This is a genomic window from Proteus vulgaris (assembly GCF_011045815.1).
GTDB lineage: Bacteria > Pseudomonadota > Gammaproteobacteria > Enterobacterales > Enterobacteriaceae > Proteus > Proteus vulgaris_B.
The window spans coordinates 3,991,939-4,016,105 of record NZ_CP047344.1 but is presented as its reverse complement, the minus strand read 5'-3'; the positions used below and the strand labels follow the sequence as shown (position 1 = coordinate 4,016,105).

20 protein-coding genes and 1 tRNA gene are annotated in these 24,167 nt (G+C 37.9%); 13 read left to right on the top strand and 8 right to left on the bottom strand.

Translation table 11 applies throughout. The annotated features are described in order from the left end of the window. Positions 1 to 73 precede the first annotated feature (73 nt). On the bottom strand, positions 74 to 2,146 hold the full coding sequence (gene glyS / locus GTH24_RS18795) for a glycine--tRNA ligase subunit beta (protein ID WP_164526828.1): 2,073 nt from the start codon (positions 2,144 to 2,146) through the stop codon (positions 74 to 76). Positions 2,147 to 2,155: 9 nt separating this feature from the next. Then, a complete protein-coding gene (gene glyQ, locus GTH24_RS18790; protein WP_004246832.1) occupies positions 2,156 to 3,061 on the bottom strand; it encodes a glycine--tRNA ligase subunit alpha in 906 nt (301 codons plus the stop codon). A gap of 237 nt (positions 3,062 to 3,298) precedes the next feature. Between glyQ and GTH24_RS18785 the strand changes: the two genes are divergently transcribed. Together GTH24_RS18785 and GTH24_RS18780 are read left to right on the top strand one after the other, a co-directional pair. Beyond that, the gene (locus GTH24_RS18785; RefSeq protein WP_072068814.1) at positions 3,299 to 3,859 is read left to right on the top strand and encodes a DNA-3-methyladenine glycosylase I; all 561 of its coding nucleotides are present in this window, start codon (positions 3,299 to 3,301) and stop codon (positions 3,857 to 3,859) included. A gap of 194 nt (positions 3,860 to 4,053) precedes the next feature. Further along, positions 4,054 to 5,313: a valine--pyruvate transaminase gene (locus GTH24_RS18780; RefSeq protein WP_072068813.1), complete on the top strand. Its 1,260-nt coding sequence runs from the start codon at positions 4,054 to 4,056 to the stop codon at positions 5,311 to 5,313. Positions 5,314 to 5,578: 265 nt separating this feature from the next. On the opposite strand, the gene GTH24_RS18775 is transcribed toward GTH24_RS18780, so the two are convergent. Further along, positions 5,579 to 7,237 (bottom strand): putative transporter, encoded by a 1,659-nt coding sequence (locus GTH24_RS18775; protein ID WP_164526827.1) that lies wholly within the window; start codon positions 7,235 to 7,237, stop codon positions 5,579 to 5,581. Between the two features lie 387 nt (positions 7,238 to 7,624). Here GTH24_RS18775 and GTH24_RS18770 point away from each other — a divergent pair, with 387 nt between their 5' ends. Then, positions 7,625 to 7,960: a YceK/YidQ family lipoprotein gene (locus GTH24_RS18770; protein ID WP_072068811.1), complete on the top strand. Its 336-nt coding sequence runs from the start codon at positions 7,625 to 7,627 to the stop codon at positions 7,958 to 7,960. Positions 7,961 to 8,034: 74 nt separating this feature from the next. Here GTH24_RS18770 and GTH24_RS18765 read toward each other — a convergent pair whose 3' ends face one another. Beyond that, positions 8,035 to 8,340, bottom strand: coding sequence for a DUF5339 family protein (locus GTH24_RS18765; protein ID WP_072068810.1), 306 nt, complete (start codon positions 8,338 to 8,340; stop codon positions 8,035 to 8,037). A gap of 300 nt (positions 8,341 to 8,640) precedes the next feature. On the opposite strand from GTH24_RS18765, the gene GTH24_RS18760 reads away from it, so the two are divergent. The 8 genes from GTH24_RS18760 to GTH24_RS18725 all read left to right on the top strand — a co-directional run bounded on the left by GTH24_RS18760 (position 8,641) and on the right by GTH24_RS18725 (position 18,200). Then, a tRNA-Pro gene (locus tag GTH24_RS18760) sits at positions 8,641 to 8,717 on the top strand. An 876-nt stretch (positions 8,718 to 9,593) separates the two neighbouring features. Continuing rightward, positions 9,594 to 11,201: a dipeptide ABC transporter periplasmic-binding protein DppA gene (gene dppA, locus GTH24_RS18755; protein ID WP_072068809.1), complete on the top strand. Its 1,608-nt coding sequence runs from the start codon at positions 9,594 to 9,596 to the stop codon at positions 11,199 to 11,201. Between the two features lie 153 nt (positions 11,202 to 11,354). After that, positions 11,355 to 12,374: a dipeptide ABC transporter permease DppB gene (gene dppB, locus GTH24_RS18750; protein WP_164526826.1), complete on the top strand. Its 1,020-nt coding sequence runs from the start codon at positions 11,355 to 11,357 to the stop codon at positions 12,372 to 12,374. Between the two features lie 10 nt (positions 12,375 to 12,384). Continuing rightward, positions 12,385 to 13,287, top strand: a complete 903-nt coding sequence (gene dppC, locus GTH24_RS18745; RefSeq protein WP_072068807.1) for a dipeptide ABC transporter permease DppC — start codon at positions 12,385 to 12,387, stop codon at positions 13,285 to 13,287. Positions 13,288 to 13,299: 12 nt separating this feature from the next. Next, on the top strand, positions 13,300 to 14,283 hold the full coding sequence (gene dppD, locus GTH24_RS18740; protein ID WP_164526825.1) for a dipeptide ABC transporter ATP-binding protein: 984 nt from the start codon (positions 13,300 to 13,302) through the stop codon (positions 14,281 to 14,283). After that, positions 14,276 to 15,277, top strand: coding sequence for a dipeptide ABC transporter ATP-binding subunit DppF (dppF, locus tag GTH24_RS18735; RefSeq protein WP_164526824.1), 1,002 nt, complete (start codon positions 14,276 to 14,278; stop codon positions 15,275 to 15,277). Before dppD ends, dppF begins: the two co-directional genes overlap by 8 nt. 523 nt (positions 15,278 to 15,800) lie before the next feature. Next, positions 15,801 to 16,511 (top strand): HAMP domain-containing protein, encoded by a 711-nt coding sequence (locus GTH24_RS18730; RefSeq protein WP_072068971.1) that lies wholly within the window; start codon positions 15,801 to 15,803, stop codon positions 16,509 to 16,511. A 174-nt stretch (positions 16,512 to 16,685) separates the two neighbouring features. Continuing rightward, positions 16,686 to 18,200, top strand: coding sequence for an insulinase family protein (locus tag GTH24_RS18725; RefSeq protein ID WP_072068804.1), 1,515 nt, complete (start codon positions 16,686 to 16,688; stop codon positions 18,198 to 18,200). A 102-nt stretch (positions 18,201 to 18,302) separates the two neighbouring features. Here the strand turns inward: GTH24_RS18725 and GTH24_RS18720 are convergent, their stop codons facing one another. The 4 genes from GTH24_RS18720 to GTH24_RS18705 all read right to left on the bottom strand — a co-directional run bounded on the left by GTH24_RS18720 (position 18,303) and on the right by GTH24_RS18705 (position 21,409). Further along, positions 18,303 to 19,313 carry a serine hydrolase domain-containing protein gene (locus GTH24_RS18720; RefSeq protein ID WP_072068803.1) on the bottom strand — a complete coding sequence of 337 codons (1,011 nt, stop codon included), beginning with the start codon at positions 19,311 to 19,313 and terminating at the stop codon, positions 18,303 to 18,305. Between the two features lie 79 nt (positions 19,314 to 19,392). Further along, positions 19,393 to 19,602 (bottom strand): 2-hydroxymuconate tautomerase family protein, encoded by a 210-nt coding sequence (locus tag GTH24_RS18715; RefSeq protein WP_072068802.1) that lies wholly within the window; start codon positions 19,600 to 19,602, stop codon positions 19,393 to 19,395. Positions 19,603 to 19,672: 70 nt separating this feature from the next. After that, a complete protein-coding gene (yhjD, locus tag GTH24_RS18710) occupies positions 19,673 to 20,692 on the bottom strand; it encodes an inner membrane protein YhjD (protein WP_072068801.1) in 1,020 nt (339 codons plus the stop codon). 327 nt (positions 20,693 to 21,019) lie between these two features. Continuing rightward, complete coding sequence (locus GTH24_RS18705; protein ID WP_164526823.1) at positions 21,020 to 21,409, bottom strand: DUF1090 domain-containing protein; 390 nt, start codon at positions 21,407 to 21,409, stop codon at positions 21,020 to 21,022. 180 nt (positions 21,410 to 21,589) lie between these two features. Here GTH24_RS18705 and GTH24_RS18700 point away from each other — a divergent pair, with 180 nt between their 5' ends. Both GTH24_RS18700 and gorA read left to right on the top strand, forming a co-directional pair. Then, on the top strand, positions 21,590 to 22,432 hold the full coding sequence (locus GTH24_RS18700) for a 23S rRNA (adenine(2030)-N(6))-methyltransferase RlmJ (protein ID WP_072068799.1): 843 nt from the start codon (positions 21,590 to 21,592) through the stop codon (positions 22,430 to 22,432). A gap of 144 nt (positions 22,433 to 22,576) precedes the next feature. Next, on the top strand, positions 22,577 to 23,932 hold the full coding sequence (gene gorA / locus GTH24_RS18695; RefSeq protein ID WP_115351134.1) for a glutathione-disulfide reductase: 1,356 nt from the start codon (positions 22,577 to 22,579) through the stop codon (positions 23,930 to 23,932). The last annotated feature ends 235 nt before the right edge of the window (positions 23,933 to 24,167 follow it).

Here is a 24,167-nt window from a genome sequence, read left to right as displayed (position 1 = left end):
TCTATTCTCATGCTTATAAAAAACCGATACCCTATAAGAGTATCGGTTTTTATTTCAAACAATATTCTATTCTTTATTGTAAAACAGAAATATCCGCGACTTTTAAGAACAGTTCACGTAATTGGCTTAACATAGTTAAACGGTTGATACGAACCGCTTCGTCTTCATCCATTACCATAACTTTATCAAAGAAGTTATTGACCACATCACGTAATGAAGCTAGTTCAACTAATGCTTCTTGATATTTACGCTCTGCAAATAATGGTGCCAACTTATCTTGTAATACAGAAAGATTCGCCGCTAATTGAACTTCTTCTGGTGCTTTTAATACAGAAGCTAAAACAGTGTCATTCAGTTTTACGTTAGTAGATTTTGCTAAAATATTAGAAACACGTTTATTGGCTTCTGCTAACGCAGAGGCTTCTTCTAATGTACGGAAATAAGTTACCGCTTTAACGCGAGCATTGAAGTCAGCAGGTTGTGTTGGACGACGTGCTAATACAGCTTGAATAGTATCAATGCTGTAACCTAATTCTTGATACCAAGAACGGAAACGACCTAGCATAAATTCAACTACATCACTAACGACATTTTTATTCGTCAGCTTGTCACCGTAAAGGCGAACGGCTTCTTGCGTTAATTCTTCAATATCTAACGGTAAATCTTGCTCAACGATAATACGTAAAACACCCAATGATGCACGACGTAGAGCAAATGGATCTTTATCCCCTTTCGGATGTTGACCAATGCCGAAAATACCCGCAAGTGTGTCCATCTTCTCTGCGATAGCGAGGGCGCTAGCAACAGGATTAGAAGGTAATTCATCGCCTGCAAAACGAGGCTGATATTGTTCTTTTAGTGCAACAGCAACTTCTTCGGCTTCACCATCATGACGTGCATAATGCATACCCATAACACCTTGAGTATCTGTGAATTCGAACACCATATTGGTCATTAAGTCACATTTTGACAGTAAACCTGCACGGGTTGCCTTACTAACATCAGCACCCATTTTGCTCGCAATAAAGCCAGCTAATGCTTGAATACGGTCTGTTTTATCACGCAATGTGCCTAAATCTTTCTGGAATAATACGGTTTCAAGGCGTGGTAAGTTATCTTCTAAACGTTGTTTTCGGTCAGTTTTAAAGAAGAACTCTGCATCAGCTAAGCGAGGACGTACTACTTTTTCGTTACCACTAATGATCTGTTGTGGATCAGAAGATTCAATATTAGTGACGAAAATAAAGTTAGGTAACAACCCACCTTGTTTATCATAAACAGGGAAGTATTTTTGGTCACCTTTCATTGTGTAAACCAGTGCTTCAGCAGGAACGGCAAGGAATTTTTCCTCAAATTTTGCTGTTAATACAACCGGCCATTCAACCAATGAAGTGACTTCTTCCACTAAGCTATCGCTTAAATCTGCGATACCGCCAAGTTTTTCAGCAGCAAGACGAGCATCATGAAGAATAATTGATTTACGCGTTTCGTAATCAGCAATAACTTTTCCGCGCTCATAAAGAATTTCAGGATACTGATCTGCATTATCAATAGTGAACTCAGCTTCACCCATAAAGCGATGACCACGAATAATACGATCGCTTTGGATACCTAAAATTTCACCATCAATAACAGTATCACCTAATAATAAAGTGACAGTATGAACAGGACGTACAAAGTGAGTTTCTTTATCGCCCCAGCGCATTAATTTTGGAATTGGTAATTTTGATAATGCTGTGCTTACCATGCCAATCAGTAATTGGTTAACAGCTTCACCTTTTACTTCTGCACGATAAAATAACCACTCGCCTTTATCTGTTGATAAGCGTTCTGCTTGGTCAACAGTAATGCCATTACCTCTTGCCCAACCTTCAGCTGCTTTGGTTGGTTTACCTTCAGCGTCAAATGCTTGAGCAATTGCAGGACCACGTTTTTCAATGGTTCTATCTGCTTGCGATTTCGCCATATTAGCTACTTTGATGGCTAAACGGCGAGGTGCTGCAAACCAAGATACATCACCATGAGTGATATTGGCGTTGTCCAGCTCTGCAGTAAAATTAGCAGCAAAAGATTCGGCTAAAGAACGAAGCGCTTTCGGCGGTAATTCTTCCGTGCCGATTTCCACGAGGAAAGTCTCAGTTGTCATGATAGCCTCTTACTTTTTACACATAGGGAAACCAAGCGCTTCACGAGAAGCATAATACGCTTCAGCAACCGCTTTGGTTAAAGTACGGATACGTAAAATATAACGTTGACGTTCTGTCACTGAAATCGCTTTACGTGCATCCAATAAATTAAAGGTGTGTCCTGCTTTTAGGATACGTTCATAGGCAGGTAAAGGCAGAGGTTTTTCTAACTCTAACAACTCGCGAGCTTCTTTTTCATACTGTTCAAAGCAAGAGAACAAGAAGTCTACATCAGCATATTCAAAGTTATAGGTTGATTGCTCAACTTCGTTTTGATGATAGATATCACCGTAGGTGGTTTTACCTAATGGGCCATCACACCAAACTAAATCATAGACGCTATCTACGCCTTGAATATACATGGCAAGGCGCTCTAAACCGTAAGTAATTTCGCCTGTAACAGGTTTACACTCTAATCCACCCACTTGTTGGAAGTAGGTAAATTGCGTGACTTCCATGCCGTTGAGCCAAACTTCCCAGCCTAAGCCCCAAGCACCCAGTGTTGGGTTTTCCCAGTTATCTTCTACAAAACGAATATCATGGATAGTTGGGTCTAAACCTAACTCTCTTAAAGAGCCAAGATACAGTTCTTGAATGTTATCAGGTGATGGCTTAATGATAACTTGGAATTGGTAATAGTGCTGTAAACGGTTAGGGTTTTCACCGTAGCGTCCGTCAGTTGGGCGACGTGAAGGTTGTACATAAGCCGCAGCAATAGGCTCTGGCCCTAATGCTCGTAAGCAGGTCATTGGGTGTGATGTGCCGGCACCCACTTCCATATCTAATGGTTGGACAATGGTACAGCCCTGGCGAGCCCAGTAATCCTGTAGTGTCAGGATAAGACCTTGAAAGGTTTTGGTATCAAACTTTTGCATGTTATATCCGCATGGCGATACATAGAATAAAAAGAAAGGTTTCAGTATACCTTCTAGACGAAAGATATACAGCAAGGAATGCGGGCAATTTTCCCTCGATCAAAAAAATAATCCTTTAATTGACTTTATGACTATGCTCAAAGAATTAGATTGAATTTTTTCTCACCTATTTACATGTATATTTATACAGTATATAAGTGATGCTATTGAAAGTTATTGATAACAAGGAATGAGTGAATGAGTAAACAACGTTGCGATTGGGTAACCAATGATCCTGAATATTTGGCATATCACGACGATGAATGGGGAAAACCTGAACGAGATAAATACAAACTTTTTGAAATGATTTGCCTTGAAGGCCAGCAAGCCGGGCTATCTTGGTATACCGTACTCAAAAAAAGAGAGGGTTATCGTCGCTGTTTCTTTGGTTTTTTACCTGAAAAAATAGCCAAAATGACAGCGAAAGATGTTGAAGCTCTATTACAAGACCCCGCTATTATCCGTCATCAAGGAAAAATTAACGCCATTATTAATAACGCGCGTGTTTTTATGGCAATGGAAGAGCAAGGTGACGATTTTAGCCAGTTTATTTGGCAATTTGTTGATAATAAACCAATTGTTAATCAGTGGGATGATATATCCCAAGTACCTGCGTCTACTGAAATCTCAGATAAGATGGCAAAAGCGTTAAAGAAAAAAGGCTTTAAATTTGTTGGTACAACAACTTGCTACGCTTTTATGCAAGCTGTTGGTATGGTGAATGACCATATTCTTTCTTGTTTTTGTCGTAAAGAATAGAGTGAAAACACCAATAAAAAGTAAAATATGAGTTGAGTTATCTTTAACTTAATAATTAATTGGTTTTATATTTCAATATTTAAACCTGTATTAATATTCCTATTTTATCATTTCTATTATAACTATTGATGCAGATTAAAGCTCGCGGTATGGTATTTCTTAACGAGAAAGCAACATAGAAGATACCTGCAAAGATGACTCAATTATCACAATTCGGGCAAAAATTTGCTCAGCATTCGGGCATTGCTCGCTTGATGCAAGATTTAAATGAAGGAATACGGACACCAGGTGCCGTAATGTTGGGAGGCGGTAATCCTGCGCATATTCCTGAAATGGACAACTATTTTCGCCAGTTACTTAAAGAGATGACAGAAAATGGCACGTTAAGTGATGCAGTTTGTAACTATGATGGCCCGCAAGGCAAAGATGCTATGTTACAAGCATTGGCGGTATGTTTAAAAGAGAAGTTAGGCTGGAATATTTCGGCAAAAAATATTGCATTAACCAATGGTAGCCAAAGCGCTTTTTTCTATTTGTTCAATTTATTAGGTGGAACAACCCCTGAAGGCAAGAAACGTAAAATTCTTTTTCCTATAGCACCTGAATATATCGGTTATGCCGATTCTGGATTAGAAGAAGATCTGTTTGTTGCAAATAAGCCAACTATAGAAATGTTGCCAAATGGGCAATTCAAATACCATGTTGATTTTGCTCATCTTGAAATTGGTGATGATATTGCGGCTATTTGTGTTTCTAGACCAACAAACCCAACGGGTAATGTTATTACTGATGACGAAGTTGAAAAGTTAGAGGATTTAGCTAAACGGCATAATATCCCTCTGATTATAGATAATGCTTATGGTGTTCCTTTCCCAGGTATTATTTTCACTCAAGCAACACCTCGTTGGAATGACAATACAATTCTTTGCATGAGCCTGTCTAAGTTAGGTTTACCCGGCGCACGTTGTGGCATTATCATCGCCAGTGAAGAGTTGATTTCAGCCATTACAAATGTGAATGGCATTATTAGCCTTGCACCAGGTGGAATTGGGCCTGCAATGGCATTAGAAATGCTAAAACGTGATGATTTGATGCGATTATCTCAAGAGGTAATTGGGCCTTTTTATCATCAGCGTGTGCTTGAAACCATTGATATTATTCGCCGTTACTTACCTGAAGAACGTTGTCTTATTCATAAACCTGAAGGCGCTATTTTCTTGTGGCTATGGTTTAAAGACTTGCCTGTTTCTTGTGAAGAGTTATATCGTCGTTTGAAAAAACGTGGTGTATTAATGGTGCCGGGACATTACTTCTTTCCGGGATTAGAAGATTCATGGGATCATGCTCATCAATGTATGCGTATGAATTACGTACCTGAGCCTGAACTGATAGAGAAAGGAATAAAAATTCTGGCTGAAGAAATCGAGAATATCTATCAGCCAGTGAATATCTAATAAAAATGCCCCTTCAGCGAGAAGAAGGGGCAAAGACAATAACGAGGACTTTTGAGCATAAGTTTGACGGAAAGAAATTGATTACTAAGCATTTAGCAATCCGTCTCAATCTAAATTTCTTAGCACGAGAACTATTAAAACAGACAATGATAAAATCTATGGCTTAAATAAGAGTCATTCATGGCCTTAATTATTCCTCTGCTAAGCAAAATGTAGATTTTAGTAACATATTTGGTTCAACTAATTAATATATTTATTATTTTTGCTACAAACTCCAGATGATAAGTGCCATTAATTGTGGTGTTATTATGCGTAAAAACATCGCTAAAGGATAAACGGTGGCATAAGAAAGTGCAGCAGCTCCACTTGAGCTATGTATTGAGTTTGCAAAGGCCAGAGCAGGTGGATCGGTCATTGAACCGGCTAACATTCCGCAAAGAGTTAAATAATTAAGTTTAAAGAAGATCCTAGCTATGATCCCTACAATTAATAACGGTAATAGTGTAATAAGAATACCATAGCCAATCCAACTCAGTCCTTGACCATAAATTAAGGTTTCAACAAATTCACCACCAGAATTTAGTCCTACTACGGCAAGAAACATGACAATACCCAATTCACGCAATGCTAAGTTTGCACTTGGTGGCATAAACCAATAGAGCTTACCGAATGTCCCAATACGCCCTAAAATTAAGGCAACAACAAGAGGGCCGCCAGCTAATCCCAATTTAAGGGCTACGGGAATACCGGGAATGAAAATAGGAATAGAGCCAAGTAAAACCCCCAATCCAATACCAATAAAAACAGGTAGCATTTGAACTTGCTCTAATTTTTGACGAGCATTACCTAACAGGACCGTAATCGCCTCTATAGATTCAGGACGACCAACAACATTAAGAATATCCCCGAACTGCAACATGCTGTTATTGCTTGGAATTAGTTCGATACCGGCGCGGTTTAATCGAGTTACGACAACATCGTATTTTCTTTTAAGATCTAGATCTTTTAAACGCTTACTGAGTACGGAATCATTCGTTACAACGATCCGTACTGATTGTAGTAAATTGGTTGATGTTGAGAGCGATGCGTCAACTTCTTCGCCTAATACAAGGCGTACTTTATTAAGATCTTCTTTCGAACCAACAATATGCAGTAAATCTCCTAACTGAATAATCGTTGATGGCATCGGAACCATAATGTTATCACCACGTTTTAAGCGAGAGCATACAATGGCGTCTTCATTGAGTAGTGGAATATCTTGCATTAATAAACCATCTAAATTGGGATTTTTAATGGCAATATTAATGGTATGTAGTGCCTCTTTAGTACTATTTTGCTGGCTACTAAAGGTTTTTGCTTCTTCATCAATATTGATTTTAAACAATACACGAATAAGCCACATAACTAACAAGATGCCACAAATTCCCATAGGATAAGCCATAGCATAGCCCATCCCCATTTGTCCGACTAAATCGGGATCAATATGTAAATCAGTGAGTATCTGTTGCCCAGCACCCAAAGACGGAGTATTGGTGACAGCCCCAGAAAAAATACCCAAAATAATAGGCAAGGGAACATCAAATAAACGATAAATTGAGGCTGTGATGATAGAACCAAGAAGAATAATGAAAATTGCAAAGGCGTTGAGTTTTAATCCAGAAACACGTAATGAAGAGAAAAAGCCAGGGCCAACTTGAATACCGATGGTATAAACAAAAAGAATAAGACCAAATTCTTGAATAAAATGAAGAGTTTGTGCGTTGAGTAAAAGGTTATAGTGTTGAGCAAAATGCCCAATAATTATGCCACCAAAAAGAACGCCACCTATCCCTAGGCTGACTCGATAGATTTTGATATTGCCAATCCAAAGACCTAGAGCGCCTGCTAATGACAACATCACCATTGTTAATGCAATATCACTCATAAAAAAGATCCTATACTCAAAAAATAAAAATTAAAAAATTGAGCTAAAACGATAAACCTATTTTGGCAAAGAACAAAGAAAGTCGCTGTGCCTTATCGCACAGATTCGGCATATATAAAGATCAAAAAAATAAGAAAGATAAATATAGAGTTAAAATGTTCCTTTAAAATAAAGAGGGTTGAATTTTAATATCAGGGAAACATAATAATTAGTAATGTTATTATGTTTTTTTAATTAGATATAATAATATTTTTTGCGCATACGTATTTATTTAATTATTGAAAAATTAAGCTATTTTATATCATCTTTCTCTTGTTCTATAAGAGAAAACAGGTTTAACTATATGATAAAAAGCGTTGACTCCTGATCTTGTTTTATAGGTGCCCTATGATATTTAGAAAGACGAGTAAAAATTTAACATTAATCACATTTTTCATGACTCTGTTGACGGGGTGCTCTAGCGTTATGACGCATGCTGGTCCCAATAAAGAGCTTTATTCAGGGACAAAGAATAATATGGCAATGCTAAAAGATGATGAAACTGGGTGGGCAATGAAACCCTTTGTTCTTTTAGATTTTCCTTTTAGCGCAGTATTAGATACTTTATTACTGCCTTATGATTATTATACCAAGAGTGATGATAAAAGTGATAACTCACCAAAAGAGCGAATAAAAAGATTAGAAAGTACAACGGCAGATAATAATTATGAAAATAAGAATTAATATCAAAATAATGACTAAATAACGAATAAGTAATTCTATCTAGTCATTATCTGCTTATTTAACTATTTATAGGGCTATTTATTTAACACTGTTTCTTCTTTAGGGCCGAACATTTTATTAAGGCTATTAAGCTCTTGCATTTCTTTATCACATATTACTTTTTGTTCTGTTAGCGGCGCTGCCATTATCTGTTTTTTGCTTTGTTCAAAATTTCCCTTAATTTCAGGTATATTATGCTTTAGGTCTTCACGTTGAGAAATATACTGAATAAATTTGTCAGCTTCCTTAAAGTACACTCGGCAAGCATGTGCCGTGGATGCTTGGGCTGGAAGTGTGGTTAACAACAGGAGTAATGTGAGACTCCACCAACATTGTTTCATTCTCTAAACTACCCACTTTATTTGACATAAGTGAATTATATAAAAAGCATATAAAATAAACGATAGTATTAACGAATAAATTTTTTATTTTTTCTTGTTTTTTATCAGCAATGTAAAGAAAAACAGAACTTGCAGAGAATATAGAAGAAGTTGATTGTTATAGTTACGCTAAAAGTAGATGGTTTTTATGATAAAAAAGTTAAAAATCAATCATTTTGGTTGAAAACCATACGAACAGTCAGGAGATACTAAAAAAGTATTGACGCAATGGGTTTCTGGCAGTAAGATGCACCTCGTTTTCGGCGAGTAGCGCAGCCTGGTAGCGCAACTGGTTTGGGACCAGTGGGTCGGAGGTTCGAATCCTCTCTCGCCGACCATATTAAAAAACCCCGCTTTTAAAGCGGGGTTTTGTCGTTTTAGCCCTTCCAAAATAAATTGATGCACCAATATGTGTCAGTTTTCATCTTACTTTTTCGCCATAATGGTATTTTCTCTCTTGCTCATCTTATTTTTAGCCTGACACTTCATTTCCTTATTAAGCTAAAGAACAAAAACACGTGGAAATATTTTCCATAATGAAAGGAAATACTCGATAGACCCTGCTTTTGATTTAGTCAGGATGATAAAGCCGTTCAGTTATCAGACTTATTTAAAAATAGCTTTATTAACTGCTAATAAGAAACCTAAAAACCATCATCTCAATTCAATTTTAATGGGCAATGGAACGTCTGATAATTATCAAAAAAGATGAATTTTCTACTATTAAAAAATCAAAACTATTAATAACACACTGAACCTAATGCGCTTGTCTAGTTGAGTGGTTTGTTAAGTGCGTTGCTTTGGGGTTTTTCACGCTAATGACCTTATTTGTGCCAAAGTCAGGATACTCTGATCGTATGATTATTTTTCTTCTATAACAGAATAAAGCACCAAGTTCTTTGTTTCATTTCAAAATATTCGTTCAATATTTAAGCGGTTAATCACAAATCATAGCTTTTTTTAAAACAGTCATTTCACTTAAGGATTTCTTAATGTGTGGTTTTATTGACTAGATATTAGTCAGAGACTTATTTTTTTATTCTGAGTTTGTTCGATATTCGTTTCATTTATGTTTATAACTTGTTCTTTTTACGGAGTAGACCCTTATTGACGTAAGGGGATACAGTTGGTTAATTGAACAATGACAAAATAAAAAGGCATTCCGTTTTTAAACAGGAAGCCAAAACACAACAGAACAATTTCGGAGAGTAATGATGAAAAGCTCCAAAAAACAGACAGGAATTTTAACCGCGACAATCGGGCTACTTGCATTAGCTGTTTCTGCGGGCGTGCAGGCAAAAACATTAGTATATTGCTCCGAAGGTTCACCTGAAGGATTTAACCCTCAGCTATTTACCTCAGGAACAACCTATGATGCAAGTTCAGTACCTATTTATGATCGTTTAGTTGAATTTAAACTGGGTACAACGGAAATCATTCCAGGACTCGCTGAAAGTTGGGATGTGAGTGATGACGGTAAGGTGTATACCTTTCATTTGCGTAAAGGGGTAAATTGGCATAATAGCAAAACCTTTAAGCCAACCCGTGAATTTAATGCAGATGACGTAATGTACACGTTTATGCGTCAAATGGACCCACAACATCCTTACCATAAAGTGTCTGGGGGAAGTTACGAATACTTCTCAGGAATGGATATGAACAATATGATCGAGAAAATCGAAAAAATTGATGATCATACTGTTCGTTTTGTTTTAACACGTTCAGAAGCACCTTTTATTGCTGATATGGCAATGGACTTTGCATCCATATTATCTGCGGAATATGCCGATAATATGATGAAAGCAGGAACACCTGAAAAAGTAGATTTAGATCCTATTGGTACAGGGCCTTTCCAATTACAACAATATCAAAAAGATTCTCGTATTCTTTATAAAGCAAATGATCAATATTGGGGTAAAAAGCCAGACATTGATCGTTTAGTTTTCTCTATTACACCTGATGCTTCTGTGCGTTATGCTAAATTGCAAAAAGGTGAGTGTCAGGCAATGCCTTTCCCAAATCCTGCTGATATTGCGAAAATGAAACAAAATAGCGATATCAACCTATTAGAACAGCCTGGCTTAAACGTGGGTTATATCTCGTTTAACGTTGAGAAGAAACCTTTAGATAACCAAAAAGTTCGCCAAGCATTAAGCATGGCTGTGAATAAAGACGCGATTATCGAAGCGGTTTACCAAGGTGCGGGCCAAAAAGCAAAAAATCTTATTCCACCAACAATGTGGGGTTATAACGATGATATCGTTGATTATGAATATAACCCTGAAAAAGCCAAAGCACTGCTAAAAGAAGCGGGTCTTGCTGATGGTTTTACCATTGATTTATGGGCAATGCCAGTACAACGCCCTTATAACCCAAATGCACGTCGTATGGCTGAAATGGTACAAGCGGATTGGGAAAAAATTGGCGTTAAAACCAAAATTGTAAGTTACGAGTGGGGTGAATATCTTAAACGTGCTAAATCCGGTGAACACCAAGCAGTAATGATGGGTTGGACTGGGGATAATGGAGATCCAGATAACTTCTTTGCGACATTATTTAGCTGTGCTGCGAAAGAGCAAGGTTCAAACTATTCTAAGTGGTGCTATAAGCCATTTGAAGATCTGATCCAACCTGCACGAGTAGCGTCTGATCATGACAAACGTGTCGAGCTTTATAAACAAGCTCAAGTCGTTATGCACGATCAAGCTCCTGCACTGATTATTGCTCACTCTACGGTATATGAGCCAGTGAGTAAAAAAGTAGAGAACTATGTGGTTGATCCATTAGGTAAACATCACTTCGAGAATGTCTCTCTGAAATAATAGCAATACCTTACTTAAGTACGGTGTCTTTCTTCGTGAAAGGCACCGCTATTCCATAATAAAGAATACATTCAGTACACTGTGGGCGCAGGGGATTTTCTCCTGATTTATCAGCGCTATCTTTTAGCTGATGTTTGAAAAGAGAATTAGGATATGCTGCAATTTATCCTTCAACGTTTGGGACTTGTTATCCCTACGTTTATCGGAATTACATTACTTACGTTTATTTTCGTGCATCTTATTCCCGGTGATCCGGTCATGATTATGGCGGGTGAACGAGGTCTATCTCCAGAGCGCCATGCTTATTTAATGGCAGAATTAGGGCTGGATAAGCCGTTATGGCAACAATATCTCAATTACTTAAATGGTATTCTTCATGGTGATTTGGGAATTTCATTAAAAAGCCGCATTCCTGTTTGGGATGAATTTTTACCTCGCTTTAAAGCCACTTTAGAACTTGGCGTTTGTGCCATGATTTTTGCGGTTTCTGTCGGCATTCCTGTGGGTGTGCTGGCTGCGGTGAAACGTGGCTCTATCTTTGATCATACCGCGATTAGTGTGTCATTAGCAGGCTATTCCATGCCAATTTTTTGGTGGGGGATCATGTTAATCATGCTGGTGTCTGTGAAATTAGATTTAACTCCCGTGTCAGGGCGGCTTGCTGATAGTGTCTTTTTAGATGATAGCAATCCATTAACGGGCTTTATGCTTATTGATACTATTATTTGGGGAGAAGAAGGCGACTTCATTGATGCTGTCCATCATATTATTTTACCTGCCATTGTATTAGGTACTATTCCTTTAGCGGTAATTGTGCGTATGACTCGCTCATCTATGCTTGAAGTATTAGGTGAAGATTATATCCGTACGGCAAGAGCAAAAGGTTTGAGTCGTGCCCGCGTCATTCTTATTCACGCATTACGCAATGCGATGTTACCTGTTGTCACCGTTATTGGATTGCAAGTCGGAACAATGCTGGCTGGTGCAATTTTAACGGAAACCATTTTCTCATGGCCGGGTTTAGGTCGCTGGTTAATCGATGCTTTACAACGGCGAGACTACCCAGTAGTTCAAGGTGGTGTACTTTTAATTGCAACGATGATTATTTTTGTCAATCTGTTGGTTGATGTTCTTTATGGCATTGTGAATCCACGTATTCGCCATAAAAAATAAGGAATGCATAATGACTGAAAATAAAGTTACACCGGTCATCAATGCACCGGCTCCTATGACCCCCTTCCAAGAATTTTGGCACTATTTTAAACAAAATAAGGGCGCAGTTGTTGGATTAATTTATATCGTAATTATGTTGCTGATTGCGTTATTTGCAGGCTTTCTTGCACCTCACGCACCGAATGAGCAATTTCGTGATTTCTTATTAGCGCCCCCTGTTTGGCAAGAAGGGGGAAGTTGGCAATTTATTCTAGGTACTGATGATGTTGGCAGGGATATTCTTTCTCGTTTAATGTTTGGTGCTCGTCTTTCATTATTAGTTGGCTGTATCGTTGTCGTACTGTCACTTATCTTAGGAATTATTCTAGGGTTAGCTGCGGGTTATTTCGGTGGTCTTGTGGACATCGGTATTATGCGAGTGGTCGATATTATGCTGGCATTACCTAGTTTATTATTGGCATTAGTGCTGGTAGCAATTTTTGGGCCTTCTATCGTCAATGCGTCTATTGCACTGACTTTTGTTGCTTTACCCCATTATGTTCGATTAACACGAGCTGCTGTTTTAATTGAAGTAAACCGTGACTATGTTATTGCATCTCGCGTCGCTGGTGCGGGGTCAATGCGCCAAATGTTTATCAATATTTTACCTAACTGTCTCGCACCTTTAATCGTTCAAGCTTCTTTAGGTTTTTCTAATGCAATCTTAGATATGGCGGCATTGGGCTTTTTAGGTATGGGCGCGCAGCCTCCAACTCCTGAGTGGGGAACTATGTTATCTGACGTGTTGCAGTTTACACAAAGTGCATGGTGGGTTGTGACGTTCCCTGGTCTTGCTATCTTGTTTACTGTGCTTGCCTTTAATTTAATGGGTGACGGTTTACGAGATGCGCTTGATCCGAAATTAAAGCAGTAACGGAGTAAGAAGATGGCATTATTAAATATTAATCAATTATCTGTTCACTTTGGTGATGAAGATACTCCGTTTAAAGCGGTAGACAGAATTAGCTATCAAGTTGAAGAGGGGCAAGTTGTTGGTATTGTTGGAGAGTCAGGTTCAGGTAAATCTGTGAGCTCATTGGCTATTATGGGACTGATTGATTTTCCCGGGCAAGTGAGTGCTCAAGAACTTTATTTTGATGGTAGAGATTTAATGAAAATCTCTGAATCAGAGCGACGTAATTTGGTGGGGGCTGATGTCGCAATGATTTTCCAAGATCCAATGACCAGCCTAAACCCCTGTTTTACGGTTGGCTATCAAATCATGGAAGCATTGAAAGTTCATCAAGGCGGAAGCCGAAAAACACGTAAACAACGTGCTATCGACCTTTTAACGCTGGTGGGTATTCCTGATCCTGCTTCACGTTTAGATGTGTACCCACATCAACTTTCTGGCGGTATGAGCCAGCGAGTGATGATTGCAATGGCGATTGCTTGTCGTCCTAAATTATTGATTGCTGATGAACCGACAACGGCTCTGGATGTGACTATTCAGGCGCAGATCATAGAACTGTTGCTTGATTTACAAAAACAAGAAAATATGGCGCTAGTGCTTATCACTCACGATTTAGCATTAGTAGCAGAAGCCGCCGACACCATTATTGTAATGTATGCGGGGCAAGTAGTGGAATCAGGGAAGGCATCAGAAATTTTTAAATCACCTCGCCATCCTTATACACAGGCGCTATTAAGAGCATTACCTGAATTTGCCAGCAACAAAGCGCGATTAGCTTCATTATCTGGGGTCGTACCGGGTCGTTATGATAGACCAACAGGATGTTTACTTAATCCTCGTTGCCCTTATGCTCATGATGAATGCTATAAAACCGAACCTGCCTTAAGAGAATTGGGAACACATCGCGTGAAATGCCATACACCGTTAGATAATGCAGGGAGACCCACACATGGCTGAAGTTAATCCAAATGTCACTATTCCCTTATTAAAGGCGGTCAATTTAGCCAAGTATTACAATGTTAAAGGGGGACTGTTTTCAAAAGAGAAAACAGTGAAAGCGCTCGATGGTGTTTCGTTTGAGTTAGAGCGTGGTAAAACCTTGGCGGTTGTTGGTGAATCAGGTTGTGGAAAATCGACATTAGGTCGATTATTAACCATGATTGAAATACCCACTTCAGGGGAGCTTTCTTACCGTGGGCAAAATCTGTTAATTAAAGATAAATCAGCAGAGAAATTGCGTCGCCAAAAGATCCAAATTGTATTTCAAAATCCTTATGGATCATTAAATCCTCGTAAAAAGGTGGGACAAATCCTAGAAGAGCCACTTTTGATCAATACGACACTTAACGTATCTGAACGTAAAGAAAAAGTATTATCAATGATGGCAAAAGTAGGATTGAAAACAGAGCATTATAGCCGATACCCTCACATGTTTTCTGGTGGTCAACGTCAGCGTATTGCTATTGCTCGTGGTTTAATGCTTGAACCGGATATTGTGGTGGCGGATGAACCTGTTTCTGCTCTCGATGTTTCAGTGCGTGCTCAAGTGCTAAATTTAATGATGGATCTTCAACAGGACATGGGGCTTTCTTATGTCTTTATTTCCCATGATCTTTCCGTTGTTGAGCATATTGCAGATGAAGTTATTGTGATGTATTTAGGCCGTTGTGTAGAAAAAGGGACTAAGGTTCAAATTTTTGAAAATCCTCAGCATCCTTATACACAAGCCTTATTATCAGCAACGCCAAGATTAACACCAGAATTAAGGCGCGAACGCATTAAATTAACAGGAGAATTGCCAAGCCCGTTAAATCCACCACCAGGATGTGCTTTTGCAGCACGTTGCCGTCGTGCATTTGGTCCATGCAGTCAATTACAGCCAACTTTAAAAGATTATAATGGCCAACTTATTGCTTGTTTTGCTGTTGAGCAAGATAACATAGCGCTTTAAATAAAAAAGAATGTTTTTAATCGAAAAGGAGCAATATATATATAAATATTGCTCCTTTTTTTTAATTATATTAAGTCAATCCAAATAAGATAATCCCATTGTGATTCAATAAATATTAAATGTTATTTTATATAGATCTCTTTAAATATTAAGTGTGCTGGTATTAAAAATAAAAAATATTTATATATTAAAATATTATTATTATTTTATTTTTGTTTTTAACATCTTAATAAGATTTTTATAGATTTAAACTTACATGGCATTATATTTTTTAGTGAATTATATTCTATAATCAAAATAATATGGCAATATCGTAGTTAAAAAAGTGAAATCCAACGTTTATCTCATTTTACTATTTTTATCTTACAACTATACTCAAATAATAATAATTATATATTTATCTACTTTTATTTTAATGGATAGGCAATTTTTATCACGCTATTTTCTTTATTGAGAGTGATACATAATCTAAAAAATACAGTATAATCACTCTGTTCAAGTAAGTATATTGGAAATAGCAATGATGAAACCTCATCTTAAACATTCATTAACAATAAAACAGATGGCCGCCGTTGCGGGCGTTACGTTGGTGACTATTGCTATTTTTATCAGTATTCAGCTTGTCTATTTGATAGATCAACGCCGTGAAGATTATCAAAATCAGCTTTTTAATGCGGGTGTCAGTATCCAGCAACCGCTTGCTGATGCATTGTTACGATCAGATTTAAATGATGCCAAAAAACAGATAATTGGGTTAAAAGCAACGGGTATTCTTGGTAAAGCGATAGTGATGCAACCTGAGAATATTCAAGTGATGAACTTAGATTTTGCACCCAAAAAAGACGTTTCTGATTTCTCAAGCTGGCTTTTTGGTATCCCTGTTGAGGCTGTTATTCCATTACAGCCATTAGGTATTACTTCAACAGATGATAAGTCTTATACTGGCTATCTTATTTTACAGGCTGACACAAACCGTTTTTATCGCTTTGCCAGCAATACTGTCGCACTAATGTTAACTACATATCTGTTAATGGGGCTTATTCTAACGGTTGCGATTAGCTGGTGTATCAATCGTATTGTGGTGAAACCTTTACGCCAAATAGCCGTTACTCTTAATAAAGATAGCCAAGTTTCTGCTTTATCTTGTCCAGAATCACATCGTGATGATGAGATTGGTTTGCTGGTTAAAGGATATAATCATCAAAAATCTGATCAAAAATTGCCGAAGGCCTGAACCTTCTTACACCATAATGAGTCTAATCACTATAGTGATTTCATTTCATGTTTCTGTGGTGACAAAGAATGATAATACAAAAAATAGACATCAAACATCTAACATGTCTTTTGGCGCTTATTGTTAAACCTCATAAGTGGTTTAATACCAAGGATTAATAAAACAGAGGTTCACATGCAGGGTGTAATGACACGAATTTTATTGGGAAGCGTTATGTTTGGCGCTGTTGTTTGCCAAGTTCAGGCCGAAGCTTTACAGCCTGATCCTGCTTGGCAAGAAGGGCGACTAGCAAATGGTTTTCAGTGGCAAATCTTACAAACACCGCAACGCCCTAATGATAGAATACAAATTCGTTTATTAGTGAATACAGGTTCTTTATCAGAGAAAAGCAGTGAAACGGGTTTTTCATCCTTGGTGTCTAAACTCAATGTATTGGAAAATACAGGTCTGACACCAGAGAAGCGCGATAACTTATGGAAAAATGCGTTAGATCCAGATTATCCGTTACCTCCAATGATCGTTTCATATGATTTTACGGTTTATAACCTAAGTCTGCCAAATAACCAACCTGAACTATTAAAAGATGCTTTTGCATTGCTTGCGGGAATTGCTAAACCTGCGCAATATACTGAAAATGCAGTCCGTAATGCTGTTCAGTCACCACTTCCTGTTGCCACATTTCCACTTAATATTGAAGATCCTATCTGGCGCTCACGTCTTGAAGGCTCTAATCTAAAAGGCCACAATCCTGGTAAGCCAGTTAATCAGTCAGTTAATACAAAAGAATTATCAGATTATCAACAGCGTTGGTATACCCCTGATATGATGACGCTTTATATTGCTGGCAATGTTGATAATCGAGTATTGACCGAAAGTATTAATCAGGCCTTTTCATCTCTATCTGGAAAACGAGTTACCCCTGTTCCAGTACCGATGTTGGCAGATATGAAGCCTGAAACATTATATGTACAAGAGCCTATGCGAGCTAAAGATCAAATTTCTTTAATTTGGGATCTAGATTGGTCGCCAGTAAAAGACTCTGATACGTTAAATAAATATTGGCTAAGCGATTTAGCACGCGAAGTGATCTTTGTTCATTTAGGCCGTAGCCTCGAACAACGTAAAGAAAATGACAGCACGCAAGTTAACATTGATTGCAGAGTACAATATCAGCGCGCCAGTTGTTCTTTGAATGTTGATACCGCGACGGCTAATATTCCAGCGTTAGCATCATGGGTGGGTGAAGAATTAGGTCATTTGCGTAATCAAGGTATTAGCGATGAGTTATATAAAGAGCTGCAACAAGAAAAACAACTTCAGTTAACACAGCTTTTTGCCCGTTATGCAAAAACAAGTACGGCTATTTTAATTAATCAGCGTTTGTTATCACAACAAAGTAATATTATTGATATTCCTCCTGAGCAATATCAACGTTTACGCCAAGCATTTTTAGCTGGTTTAACTAAAGAAACCTTAAATCAGGAGCTTTCAAGAGTATTGTCTGAAGATATTACTTTTGTATTAACGCAAAGTGGTGAAACGCCTACCGTAAATTTAGGTGAATTGCGTATTCAATTTGAAAAGCAAGTTCATCCTGAAGTGGTAAATACGCCTGTTTCAGTGCCTGCTAATACGGCACCAAATAAAACAGTGGAAGCACCTACAGTGACAACTCCGGCAAAGAAATAGCCATAAAATAAGTCGCTTGGCTGATATAAAAAATTAACGGTTTATACAATTTAAAAAGCCAAAAGTGTTATTAATACATTTTTGGCTTTTTACTTTTTAATATTAAAGGCGTTTAAACGCTTCTTTAATTATATCAGTTAATGCTTCACGGTTATTTCTTTGAGTTGTAAAGCCTGCGATAGCAATCTGTTTTTCTGGCAAATAACAAGCAACAGAACCCCAATACCCTAGATGATAATAAAGAGTACCGAAGCGTGTCTCTTCAGCCATCAATCCTAAACGATAATTTGCCGCACCAGTATGTGAGCCTTGCCATTTCATTTCTTTTAAGGTGGATGGATGTGTATACACTCTATCTTCAAAGAGATCTGCTGTGAATTTAGCTAATTCAAGCGTTGTCATCACAAGACCTCCACCACCAAAAGTATCCATTGAGGCATCAATGTGAGTACCTTCATGTTCATCGGCAAATTGTCTAGCACGAATTTTCTTGGATATGGGTTGTGGCTCCAGACCTTCCCACCATGTTTGCGGTAAATCTAAGTCTTGAAAATGTAATAATTCACGAACTGCTGTAGCCATATTTTTTCTCATAAATTGAGAAAGAATATCTCCTAATAAGATGTATCCAGTATCTGAATAAATAAAGCGTTTTCCAGCAGGGATGATGGGAAATCCTTGGTGAGTATAATGCGCTATCTGTTCTTCTCGAGTCCACTGATGGGTGGGATTATTTATAACCTTTTCAAGGTAAGCTTCATTAGCGTGATCAAATAATCCACTACTATGGCTTAATAAATGGCGCAATGTGATAGTGTTAAGATCATACCCAAGTTCTGATAATGTTTGTTGATAATGGGGACTTAGATATTTTGTTATCTTATCATCAAGAGACAAGGCATCTTGTTCCCATAAACGTAAAAAAGCGGCTGCGAGAAAGGTTTTTGTATTGCTTGCGATCCGAAAAGGAGTATCTACAGTTAATTTTTTCTGGGTACTTTCATCGGCAAATCCATGTGCCATACCAAAAGGGTATTGAATGCCAGCACCTGTAATATAAATAGCACTCGCTGAGGGTAAGGCATGAAAAGCATCAGTCATTGATTGAACCATAGTTACTTCCTTATCTATCAGGAAAATAAATCAGCAAAAAGGGTGTACTTGGCACCCTTATTTATTTTGCAATTATTCATTATTTATTTTTTGCCGCAGCTCGTAATTCTGTTACGGTTTTACCGCCTATTCCCCAGTTATCTGTTTCTACTTCATCGATCACAACAACGGTGGTTGCTGGGTTTTTGCCTAAGATATCAACCAAGAGTTGTGTTGCACCCGCAATAAGTTGTTCTTTTTGTTCAGCAGTTGCACCTTCGCGTGTGATTTTAATATTAACGTATGGCATTTTTTTTCCTTATTACGTTATTGATAGGCGGTTAATGCAGGGAATTAACCATTGTAGTTTTATCATAAAATTAAGATATTGATTGCGTTTTAGTCAGCTGTTCTTTACGCATATTCGGGCCATCAGTGGCGATCCATGCGGCACAAAAGAGCGTTAATCGAGCAAAAAAGTAGAAGAAAGCCATTAAGCCTATTACCGAACCAAATGCGGCACCTGAAGGTGAGCTTGCTATTCTTGGTAGCATCCATGTCATTACGGATTTTAAAATTTCAAAGCCAATAGCGGCGATAAGCGTGCCTTTCATAAGAGAAATACGTTTAGGTTGGTGGCGAGGCAAAATCCATAATATCCACAAGAATAGTAAATAGTTTGCAGTAATGGAGATTGTTAGGCCGATGGTTGTCCATGCTGGTGTTAACCATTCAATGCCATCTAATCCTAAAGTATGAACAATCATTCTTTGGGCTGATCCCGCAACAGAAGTGAGTGTTATAGTGACAATTAATGCAAAGAGTAAGCCAATCAGCGCTAAGAAATCACGGAAATAACGGAAATAGATTTTTTCTTGCTCTTCTTTATTTCTTTCCCAAACGAGTCGTGATTGCGCCAAAATGGCCTGACGTAAGTTACCAACCCAATTAACACCAGAATAAAGAGCAATTGCTAAACCCGTTAAACCGACAGTTGTACGTTGACGAACAGCGGTATCAATACTTTGTTGAACGGTTGCAGCTAACGTTGGATCGTCGATGCTATTTGCTACACCAGTAATTAATTTAGCGAGTAAATCGGGATTTGAGGCTAAAATAAAACCGGCACAGGCAAAGGAAAGCATTAATACAGGGATTAATGATAAAAATGAGAAATAAGTGATAGCGGCCCCAAACTGATTTCCCATTCTATCAGTGAAGCGTTCTGCGGCACGAATAAGGTGTGCAATAAAAGGAATATTGGTAATGAAATTACTCATTTTTATCCCAATACCGATGGCTTTTTTTCCACCATGTAATCCTTTTTCCAGCCCTTTTTTTAGTGGCTGAGTCAGTTGAGTTTTTTCATCTGCTGTTTTTTGTTGCTGCTCTTCTGACATATATCCTCTTTAATTAGATCAGTCCATTTTTAATAAATTAGTGGTATTACTATAGTTTCTACTCAAAAATAGCATAGCTTAATTTCTATTACATACCTTATGCTTATTGTAATTAGCCTCTGATTTAGATGATGTAATTGTTTGTTCTGGTTTAAGTGTAGATGATGAACTATTAAAAGGCGTGATCACCTTGCACTTAATTAAGAATACAAAACCAATACAGTAATTCTGAATTGGTTGAGTTTAATTAGAAAATGGCTACTCGCGTATTGTTCTATTCTTTATTTCATAGGCAAATAAGGAGTAGGCATTCATTTATGATGACAATTATTTTGTCAGTAGATTTAATTCATCTTCAATGGCTTTTAATTCTGCTTTTTCTTCAGCCAGTTTTCTTTCTTGTTTGGCGATTTTATCTGTATCACCTTTAAGTTGAGCTTCTTTTAATTCAAGTTCACGCTCTTTGATATCAAGTTGTTTTTCACGTAATTCAAGGCGTGTGTTTTCAACCACTTTTTCGGGTGTGCAATAGCGCTCAACATTTTGTAATGCTCGTTCTAAGCCTTGTAGGCGGTATTGATTACCGTGTGCTTTCGCATATTCTATTTGTTTTTGGATATTTTGTTTTTTAATTTCGCAACCATTGATTGAGGTGTTGGCATACGCACTGCTAACGGACAGTGTTAATGCAATTGCGGTAAAGAGTATTTTTTTCATTTTAACATCCTATTTAATCTTAAGTGAAATATAGGATTATCATAACGACTGAATGCTAAGACACAACGTTTCTTTCGCTTTCAATGAAGAAGTTCAGCTTTTTCTGATACACTGAACTTAATCAAGCTTTCAGAGTAAATTCACTACTAAGCTATACTTATTTCTAACGGAAGATAAAGAATGCTGAGCTATCGCCATAGTTTTCATGCTGGCAACCACGCCGATGTTTTAAAACATATTGTTCAAACACTCATCATTGAGTCTTTAAAAGAGAAAGAAAAACCATTTCTTTATCTTGATACTCATGCTGGCGCTGGACGTTATCAATTAACCAATGCTCATGCAACTCGCACTGGCGAATATCTAGAAGGGATTGCACGCTTATGGCAACAAGATGAGGTGCCAGAGCTTATTTTACCTTACCTTGAAGCCGTTGGAGAATTAAACTCAAATGGTGAACTGCGTTATTACCCTGGTTCTCCTTTATTAGCAGGTAAACTATTAAGAGAACAAGATTCCTTAGTGTTAACGGAATTACACCCAACAGATTACCCTCTATTACGCACAGAATTTTCTCGTGATCCGCGAGTTAGAGTTTCTCGAGAAGATGGTTTTGGCCAATTGAAATCTAAATTACCGCCCGCAAGTCGTCGTGGATTCGCATTAATTGATCCTCCTTATGAGCTTAAACAGGATTATTCTGCTGTAGTGAAAGGTGTTGTGGAAGGTCATAAACGCTTTGCAACGGGAACATATGCGATTTGGTATCCAGTGGTTCATCGCCAACAAATTAAACGTATGCTAAAAGAGCTTGAAGCAACGGGTATTCGTAAAATTTTACAAATTGAGTTAGCAGTAAAACCTGATAGTGATCAATTAGGTATGACAGCATCAGGTATGATTGTGATTAACCCACCTTGGAAGCTAGAGTCACAAATGAAATCAATATTACCTTGGTTACATAAAATATTAGTTCCTGAAGGTATTGGTCATACATCAGTTGAATGGGTTGTACCAGAATAAGCATCCTTATTATTGTTTTTGCCTATTACTGTAAAAGCTAAAATCTGACGTGCTATGTATTAAACTTTGTCATAATAGACTTTATGACATGAAAGACTTAGCCTGTGAGTTACCTATTTTTCTACAGATAAATGGATCAGAGAAATGACGAGCAAACATTACGATTATATCGCCATTGGTGGCGGTAGTGGCGGTATCGCATCAATTAATAGAGCTGCAATGTATGGCCAAAAATGTGCATTAATTGAAGCGAAAGCATTAGGTGGCACTTGTGTTAATGTGGGCTGTGTACCTAAAAAAGTGATGTGGCATGCAGCGCAAATTGCCGAAGCTATTCATCAATATGGCCCTGATTATGGTTTTGATACGACGGTTAACCGTTTTGATTGGGATACGCTAATTAGTAGCCGTTCTGCTTATATTGACCGTATTCATCAGTCTTATGACCGTGTATTAGGTAATAATAAAGTTGATGTTATCCAAGGGTTTGCTCGTTTTGTTGATGCTAATACGATTGAAGTCAACGGGGAGAAAATCACTGCCGATAATATTCTGATTGCAACAGGCGGTCGTCCTGTTCAACCTAATATTCCAGGTGCCGAATATGGTATTAATTCTGACGGTTTCTTTGAGCTAAAAGCATTACCAAAACGTGTTGCTGTCGTGGGTGCTGGTTATATTGCAGTAGAACTTGCCGGTGTGTTAAATGCGTTAGGGAGTGAGACACATCTCTTTGTACGCAAACATGCACCATTACGTAGCTTTGATCCTTTAATTGTTGAAACATTATTAGAAGTGATGGAAGCAGAAGGACCAAAATTACATACCCATGCTGTTCCTAAAGCGGTGATTAAAAATGCAGATGGCAGTTTAACGCTGCAACTTGAAGATGGCGCGGAACAGACGGTTGATACATTAATTTGGGCAATTGGTCGTGAGCCGGCAACAGACAATATCAATCTTGCTGTAACGGGCGTTGAGTTAAATGAAAAAGGTTATATCAAGGTCGATAAATTCCAAAATACCAATGTAAAAGGAATTTATGCCGTTGGTGATAATACAGGTGCTGTAGAATTAACCCCAGTTGCTGTTGCTGCGGGCCGTCGTTTATCAGAGCGTTTATTTAATAATAAACCTAACGAGCATTTAGATTATTCAAACATTCCAACCGTTGTATTTAGCCACCCAGCGATTGGTACTGTTGGTTTAACAGAGCCTCAAGCTATTGAGCAATACGGTGCAGATCAAGTGAAAGTGTATAAATCCTCTTTCACTGCAATGTATAGTGCTGTCACTCGTCACCGCCAACCTTGTCGTATGAAACTCGTTTGTGTTGGTGCAGATGAAAAAATTGTGGGTATTCACGGCATTGGTTTTGGTATGGATGAGATGCTACAAGGTTTTGCTGTTGCATTAAAAATGGGTGCAACGAAAAAAGACTTTGATGATACTGTGGCAATCCATCCAACTGCGGCTGAAGAATTTGTCACCATGAGATAAGCAACGAGAGTGCTGATTTCAATTTAGCGAGATAAAAGGCTAGAGTTTACGCTCTAGCTTTTTTATTGTGGTTTTTCTGTATCAAATATTTTTCCCTTCAAAGCCTATTCAACCTCTTTCTTATCCCATCTTATTTTGCATTTAGTCACCTACATTTCCACAACAGCATATTCATCTACATATTGATGAATAAACCCGACATTAAGTGAAATTATCCATTTTGTAAGAAAAGTGA

What these genes read in the sequence shown, in the direction of transcription:
- dppC (WP_072068807.1), top strand. Translation starts at nt 12,385, where the DNA reads ATGACTGAAAATAAAGTTACACCGGTCATCAATGCACCGGCTCCTATG.
- GTH24_RS18765 (WP_072068810.1), bottom strand. Translation starts at nt 8,340, where the DNA reads ATGAAACAATGTTGGTGGAGTCTCACATTACTCCTGTTGTTAACCACA.
- GTH24_RS18775 (WP_164526827.1), bottom strand. Translation starts at nt 7,237, where the DNA reads ATGAGTGATATTGCATTAACAATGGTGATGTTGTCATTAGCAGGCGCT.
- GTH24_RS18720 (WP_072068803.1), bottom strand. Translation starts at nt 19,313, where the DNA reads ATGGTTCAATCAATGACTGATGCTTTTCATGCCTTACCCTCAGCGAGT.
- GTH24_RS18785 (WP_072068814.1), top strand. Translation starts at nt 3,299, where the DNA reads ATGAGTAAACAACGTTGCGATTGGGTAACCAATGATCCTGAATATTTG.
- GTH24_RS18705 (WP_164526823.1), bottom strand. Translation starts at nt 21,409, where the DNA reads ATGAAAAAAATACTCTTTACCGCAATTGCATTAACACTGTCCGTTAGC.
- GTH24_RS18770 (WP_072068811.1), top strand. Translation starts at nt 7,625, where the DNA reads ATGATATTTAGAAAGACGAGTAAAAATTTAACATTAATCACATTTTTC.
- dppB (WP_164526826.1), top strand. Translation starts at nt 11,355, where the DNA reads ATGCTGCAATTTATCCTTCAACGTTTGGGACTTGTTATCCCTACGTTT.
- yhjD (WP_072068801.1), bottom strand. Translation starts at nt 20,692, where the DNA reads ATGTCAGAAGAGCAGCAACAAAAAACAGCAGATGAAAAAACTCAACTG.
- GTH24_RS18725 (WP_072068804.1), top strand. Translation starts at nt 16,686, where the DNA reads ATGCAGGGTGTAATGACACGAATTTTATTGGGAAGCGTTATGTTTGGC.
- GTH24_RS18700 (WP_072068799.1), top strand. Translation starts at nt 21,590, where the DNA reads ATGCTGAGCTATCGCCATAGTTTTCATGCTGGCAACCACGCCGATGTT.
- GTH24_RS18730 (WP_072068971.1), top strand. Translation starts at nt 15,801, where the DNA reads ATGAAACCTCATCTTAAACATTCATTAACAATAAAACAGATGGCCGCC.
- glyQ (WP_004246832.1), bottom strand. Translation starts at nt 3,061, where the DNA reads ATGCAAAAGTTTGATACCAAAACCTTTCAAGGTCTTATCCTGACACTA.
- gorA (WP_115351134.1), top strand. Translation starts at nt 22,577, where the DNA reads ATGACGAGCAAACATTACGATTATATCGCCATTGGTGGCGGTAGTGGC.
- GTH24_RS18715 (WP_072068802.1), bottom strand. Translation starts at nt 19,602, where the DNA reads ATGCCATACGTTAATATTAAAATCACACGCGAAGGTGCAACTGCTGAA.
- GTH24_RS18780 (WP_072068813.1), top strand. Translation starts at nt 4,054, where the DNA reads ATGACTCAATTATCACAATTCGGGCAAAAATTTGCTCAGCATTCGGGC.
- dppD (WP_164526825.1), top strand. Translation starts at nt 13,300, where the DNA reads ATGGCATTATTAAATATTAATCAATTATCTGTTCACTTTGGTGATGAA.
- dppF (WP_164526824.1), top strand. Translation starts at nt 14,276, where the DNA reads ATGGCTGAAGTTAATCCAAATGTCACTATTCCCTTATTAAAGGCGGTC.
- glyS (WP_164526828.1), bottom strand. Translation starts at nt 2,146, where the DNA reads ATGACAACTGAGACTTTCCTCGTGGAAATCGGCACGGAAGAATTACCG.
- dppA (WP_072068809.1), top strand. Translation starts at nt 9,594, where the DNA reads ATGAAAAGCTCCAAAAAACAGACAGGAATTTTAACCGCGACAATCGGG.